Here is a 4,553-nt window from a genome sequence, read left to right on the forward strand (position 1 = left end):
ATTTGACACTATAAAAGGCAGTGCATGTTCATACTCTGACATTTGCACTGCCTTTTTGAAACCCTATAATACTTTAGAGCACACCTCAATCATCATAAAACCCTACGTTTATTTAGAGCGTTTTTTTCACAACCCTACGTTAATTTAGAGACCCTTTTTCATTGTTGTTTACTATTCAAACTATTCATTGCAATTATATTATTAAACTTTTTTATTTAATATCTTACACATTCTCTTCCTTTTTCTGTATTATTTTATTCCTATTTTTTATATTATACAAACTATTGGTATCAAATTGGTATCACAATGTGGTATCAAAATTAAGCATTTTTTATCATAATTAAAATTGCCACAATAATATTATCAATTATAAATAATCAAGTATGCTTATAATTTCATCTATTTCTTCTTCTGACAATTGTTTATCAACATTTTCAGATTTAGTACTGTTCATAGAGGAATTATCACTAATAGATTTGTATCTCTTTTTACCATTCTTTTCATCATAAGTTAGATAATTATTTTTACATAAATTTATTAAAGTCTTATCAAGCTTAGTTAATGATATGTGTATATTTACCATAATAATACTTATCACTAAAATTTGAGGCAATTGGTGATTTTTCTGCAGCGGTTAGTATTGATCGCATTGTTTTGGGATATGCATAACAATGTACTTTCTTACTTAATATTTCTATATCTTTTATGAAATCAACTAGAATAGTGTTCAATTTATCATAATTGTCCATCTGATGAAATCTCACTCGAATAATTATCTATAAAGTTTAATAATACATTAGCTAGTCTCTCATATGTAGTACAGTTTTTAAACCATTCATCAATTATTTCCAATCCCGCACAGCAATATGCCATTAATTCTTTTTCTAATTCTATATCTGAAGAATCTCTTAATCTAAAGGCATCTTTAATTTTCTTATCAGTACTTCCATCTTCAGTGCTCAAGACCATATATTGAACAATTCTATTCAAATTATTTTTATTTTTTTGGACTTGCTCCGTCATTATATTTGCATAAATATTTCTATTTTCATTAGAACTATCTACTTTTTTACCTTCAATTACTCCTATCATACCTGCACACATGTATAATCCAATCATTGTTTCAAAAATATAACATATATGTTTTACACCAGAGTTATCTAACAAATCAAACTTATATTCACTTTCACTAGAATTATCTTTTGAGTATTTTTTTAAGATTTCTGCGTACTTTCCGAAAAGTCGAATATCTTTATCAAACATTATTCTCCCTCCTTAATTATTGAGTATGTTTCAGACTCCTTACCTGTAGATGGATCTTTATATTTTTCTATATGATATATCTTTCCAATTTTACCTGATAATCCATCTTTAGCAGTATCATAATCTTTTCGAATTAAACCCATAATAATTTGGTCACAATATTCTGGTAATACTTCACATAGTTTTATAATATGAGATCCATCAACATCAGAGAATGGAGCATCCATAACTAGAGGGAATATTTCATCGCTATTTTCAGATTTATGCAGTTCCTCAACTAAACTGTTTTTTACTGAGGTTAATAATCCTGCAACAAATGAGAAGTTTTTTACTGTTTCAGTACCAGTTGAGTTATCTAAAATTCCAGAATTTGTATTAGTGATAATTTCAAAATTATCATCTATTTCAATTGTTTTTTCACCATGATAAACCTTTTTGAATACTTCATTTACTTCTTTTTCAATTAATACTCTTGTCTTCTTTTGAGCTTCAACAACTTTTTTATTTGATGCTTTATAAATAGCATCTGCATACTCTAAACAAATTTTTAGGATTTCGTTTTCTTGAGTTTTACTTGCTGAACTCTCTATTTTATCAATTACTTCTTTTAACTGACTTTCGATATCTGGAATTTGAGTTTCCAGAATATAATTTTTCGCACCTTCTGCATGATCAATTTGACTTTTAATATTGTTTGCTTCAATTTGTAGTTGACCTACATCTGGTCTACCTGCTATATCTTTTTTTTACAATATCTAATAGCTCTTTATCTTTTTCAATAAGTTCAATATTATCTAATAAAACTTCAATTTTTGTTCTACTATTTTGAATGTAATCATAAGCATACGTTACATTACTTTGTTCTGATTCGTTAAAATCGGATAAATACTTTCCAAAATCATGTGGCTCCATATGCTCTTTCGCTTCTTGAAGATGTTTGTAAGCATCATTTCCACCCTTAATTATTGCTCCACATAAGCAAGTTCCTCTTTGAATCAGTTGATCTACCGCTTCCTCAGAAATATGGGACAACGAATTTTCAGAACCAAAGTTTGAGCTCAAAGCTAGATTTTCAATATTTTTTTGTTTGAAACATTGTGCATATAATATTTTCAAAAAAGGAAGTGAGTTCTTATTTTGAGATGTGGACTTCGGTTGAATTGTTGAGATCATATTAGAAAAATCATCATCTAAACCCAATTGAATTTCATTAATTTCCTTTTGTAGACGTTCTTTTTCAATTTGTTTTTCTTTTACTTGATCGTTTACCTTTATAAGACTTTCTTTTTCATTATATTGTTGCGTTAGTTTTAATACTTCGTCATCATACCCTTTTACATCTGATAAAAGATCACTCTTTTTTTGTAATAGTTCATCTTTTTCTTTCATTAATGGATTTAATTCTAAAGCATCTCCCTTCATCTTGTTGGTCAAACTATTAGTAACAGTGTAAGTACCTACTGGTTTAAAGTATTCTCTAAGTGATTCAATACGTTTAATACCCATCATTTGCGAAATTGTATCCTTAATAGATCGTCTATCAACTGAAGCTTCGATTCTATTATGTTCTCCATCATAGAAAAAATAATCCTTTAGATCCTGTTTTAAAATTTTATTTATTTCAATTTGTGCTTTGTCATAAGAAATAGGTTTTCCATCTCTTTGTACGCTTAATGTAGATGATGCTTCTTTAACTACATTAGATCCATTATGTTTATAATTTTCATAACGAGAAATACGATATCTACAATCATTATGTTTTAGATCAATTCTAACTTCTACTTTTTGAATATCATTTTCATTCATTGAAATAGCAACATCTTTATTTAATAGAATTTGGTCTTTAAAAGTATTTTCCCCATATAAGCACCATACAAAAGCACGTATTAAAGTTGTTTTACCATAACCATTTTCTCCTAAAATCACAGTAAGTTTATTCCCTTCACCATAAGCTAATTCTAGATCGACATCTTTATATTGTCTGAAATTTCGGATTTTAATATTAAGCAGTTGCATCTTTTAAAACCTCCTTCATTTTTTCAACAATGTTTTCAATAGCTTGTGTTTTGGTAATAACACCATTATCCTTGTCATCAATTTGATTATAGGCCTCAGTAATTATTTCTTCAACTTTTTCCTTTTCAATAAATAAATCACTCATACTCATTTACCTCCGTATCATTAATTGTATTTATATCGTAAGCCGATTTGATCTTATCTATTAACTCATTACTATATGATGGATTCTTTGATAAATTTGAAAAATCTATCAATCTAATTAATTCTCTTTTAACTAATCCTACTTCCATTTCTTTTAAACTACTAGTAATATTTTTCACTTCATCCAATCTACGTGGAATTGTAATAAAATCATATATAGTTGCAAATTTCTTACCTTCTGATCTTCGTAATACTCTTCCTCTTCGTTGGATATATTCTTTTGGATTTGTACTACTCGCCAAAATAAACGCAGTTTTAATAGCAGGAATATTCATTCCTTCATCTAAACACTTTATTGCCACAAGTGCCTGTATTTCCTCAAGCTTAAATGAATTTATAATTGCCTGCCGCTCTACTACATCTTCCTCTGCTGTAAATTTAGTAGCTACCATATTGAACTTTTTATTCATAGAGTCTTTAATTATCTCAATTTGTTTTTTATCTTCATTACAATCATCAAAATCATGTTCATCGTACTTAACTGCTCCACAATACACAATAATATTGCTATCGTTTTTATAGTTTAATATCTTATTTTCAAATTCAAATACTTTATTTTTTGCTTTTGCAATAAGTCGAGCACGTTTAATTAACAATTTTTTCAACCCGTCTGGCATATCATTACCATTATCTTGATAATGAAACTTTCGGATTTTCTCTGTTAATTGTTGATAATCAATTAATTCGTCGTCATCAAGTGTTACAAGTATAGGATAATAATAATATGGTGTCAGTTTTCTTTCAATAATAGCTCGCCCCAAATCATATGTAATGCATTTCTTTCCAAAAAAATCATATAATTTTTTCGTGCCCGATTCATCTCCATGGCGATCCAAAGTTGCTGAAAGTGCTAATCTATATTCATAATTTACTTTTAGCATTTCACTTAAATTATATATGTCTTTTTGACTATCTTTTTATATCTTCTTAAATGTCCGCAAAGCCTTATTTTATAGGCTCTACGGGCATTTTGCTTTTGTGGTAAACCTCACATATCTAGGTCTATCTTCTTATATTTTCGCTATCAAGCGTGGTTAAAATCGTGGTAAATACTTCTTATGCGATTAGAC

General features: G+C 28.3%; 5 protein-coding genes. All 5 read right to left on the reverse strand.

Translation table 11 applies throughout. The features are described 5' to 3' along the window. Positions 1–735: 735 nt before the first annotated feature. Positions 736–1,263 carry a hypothetical protein gene (locus tag NE665_RS23255; protein WP_117445062.1) on the reverse strand — a complete coding sequence of 176 codons (528 nt, stop codon included), beginning with the start codon at positions 1,261–1,263 and terminating at the stop codon, positions 736–738. Continuing rightward, positions 1,263–1,490, reverse strand: a complete 228-nt coding sequence (locus NE665_RS23260; protein WP_117445063.1) for a hypothetical protein — start codon at positions 1,488–1,490, stop codon at positions 1,263–1,265. The genes NE665_RS23255 and NE665_RS23260 overlap by 1 nt, the downstream gene beginning before the upstream one ends. 499 nt (positions 1,491–1,989) lie before the next feature. Then, the gene (locus tag NE665_RS23265) at positions 1,990–3,279 is read right to left on the reverse strand and encodes an AAA family ATPase (RefSeq protein WP_117445064.1); all 1,290 of its coding nucleotides are present in this window, start codon (positions 3,277–3,279) and stop codon (positions 1,990–1,992) included. Then, positions 3,266–3,424 carry a hypothetical protein gene (locus NE665_RS23270; RefSeq protein ID WP_181968943.1) on the reverse strand — a complete coding sequence of 53 codons (159 nt, stop codon included), beginning with the start codon at positions 3,422–3,424 and terminating at the stop codon, positions 3,266–3,268. The genes NE665_RS23265 and NE665_RS23270 overlap by 14 nt, the downstream gene beginning before the upstream one ends. Then, positions 3,417–4,364 carry a helicase-related protein gene (locus tag NE665_RS23275; protein WP_117445065.1) on the reverse strand — a complete coding sequence of 316 codons (948 nt, stop codon included), beginning with the start codon at positions 4,362–4,364 and terminating at the stop codon, positions 3,417–3,419. The genes NE665_RS23270 and NE665_RS23275 overlap by 8 nt, the downstream gene beginning before the upstream one ends. Positions 4,365–4,553 lie beyond the last annotated feature (189 nt).

This window comes from Clostridium sp. DFI.1.208 (genome assembly GCF_024463855.1).
Lineage (GTDB): Bacteria > Bacillota_I > Bacilli_A > Erysipelotrichales > Erysipelotrichaceae > Clostridium_AQ.

Coding starts and splice junctions, on each gene's coding strand:
- NE665_RS23270 (WP_181968943.1), bottom strand. CDS start 3,424: ATGAGTGATTTATTTATTGAAAAGGAAAAAGTTGAAGAAATAATTACT.
- NE665_RS23265 (WP_117445064.1), bottom strand. CDS start 3,279: ATGCAACTGCTTAATATTAAAATCCGAAATTTCAGACAATATAAAGAT.
- NE665_RS23260 (WP_117445063.1), bottom strand. CDS start 1,490: ATGGATGCTCCATTCTCTGATGTTGATGGATCTCATATTATAAAACTA.
- NE665_RS23255 (WP_117445062.1), bottom strand. CDS start 1,263: ATGTTTGATAAAGATATTCGACTTTTCGGAAAGTACGCAGAAATCTTA.
- NE665_RS23275 (WP_117445065.1), bottom strand. CDS start 4,364: ATGCTAAAAGTAAATTATGAATATAGATTAGCACTTTCAGCAACTTTG.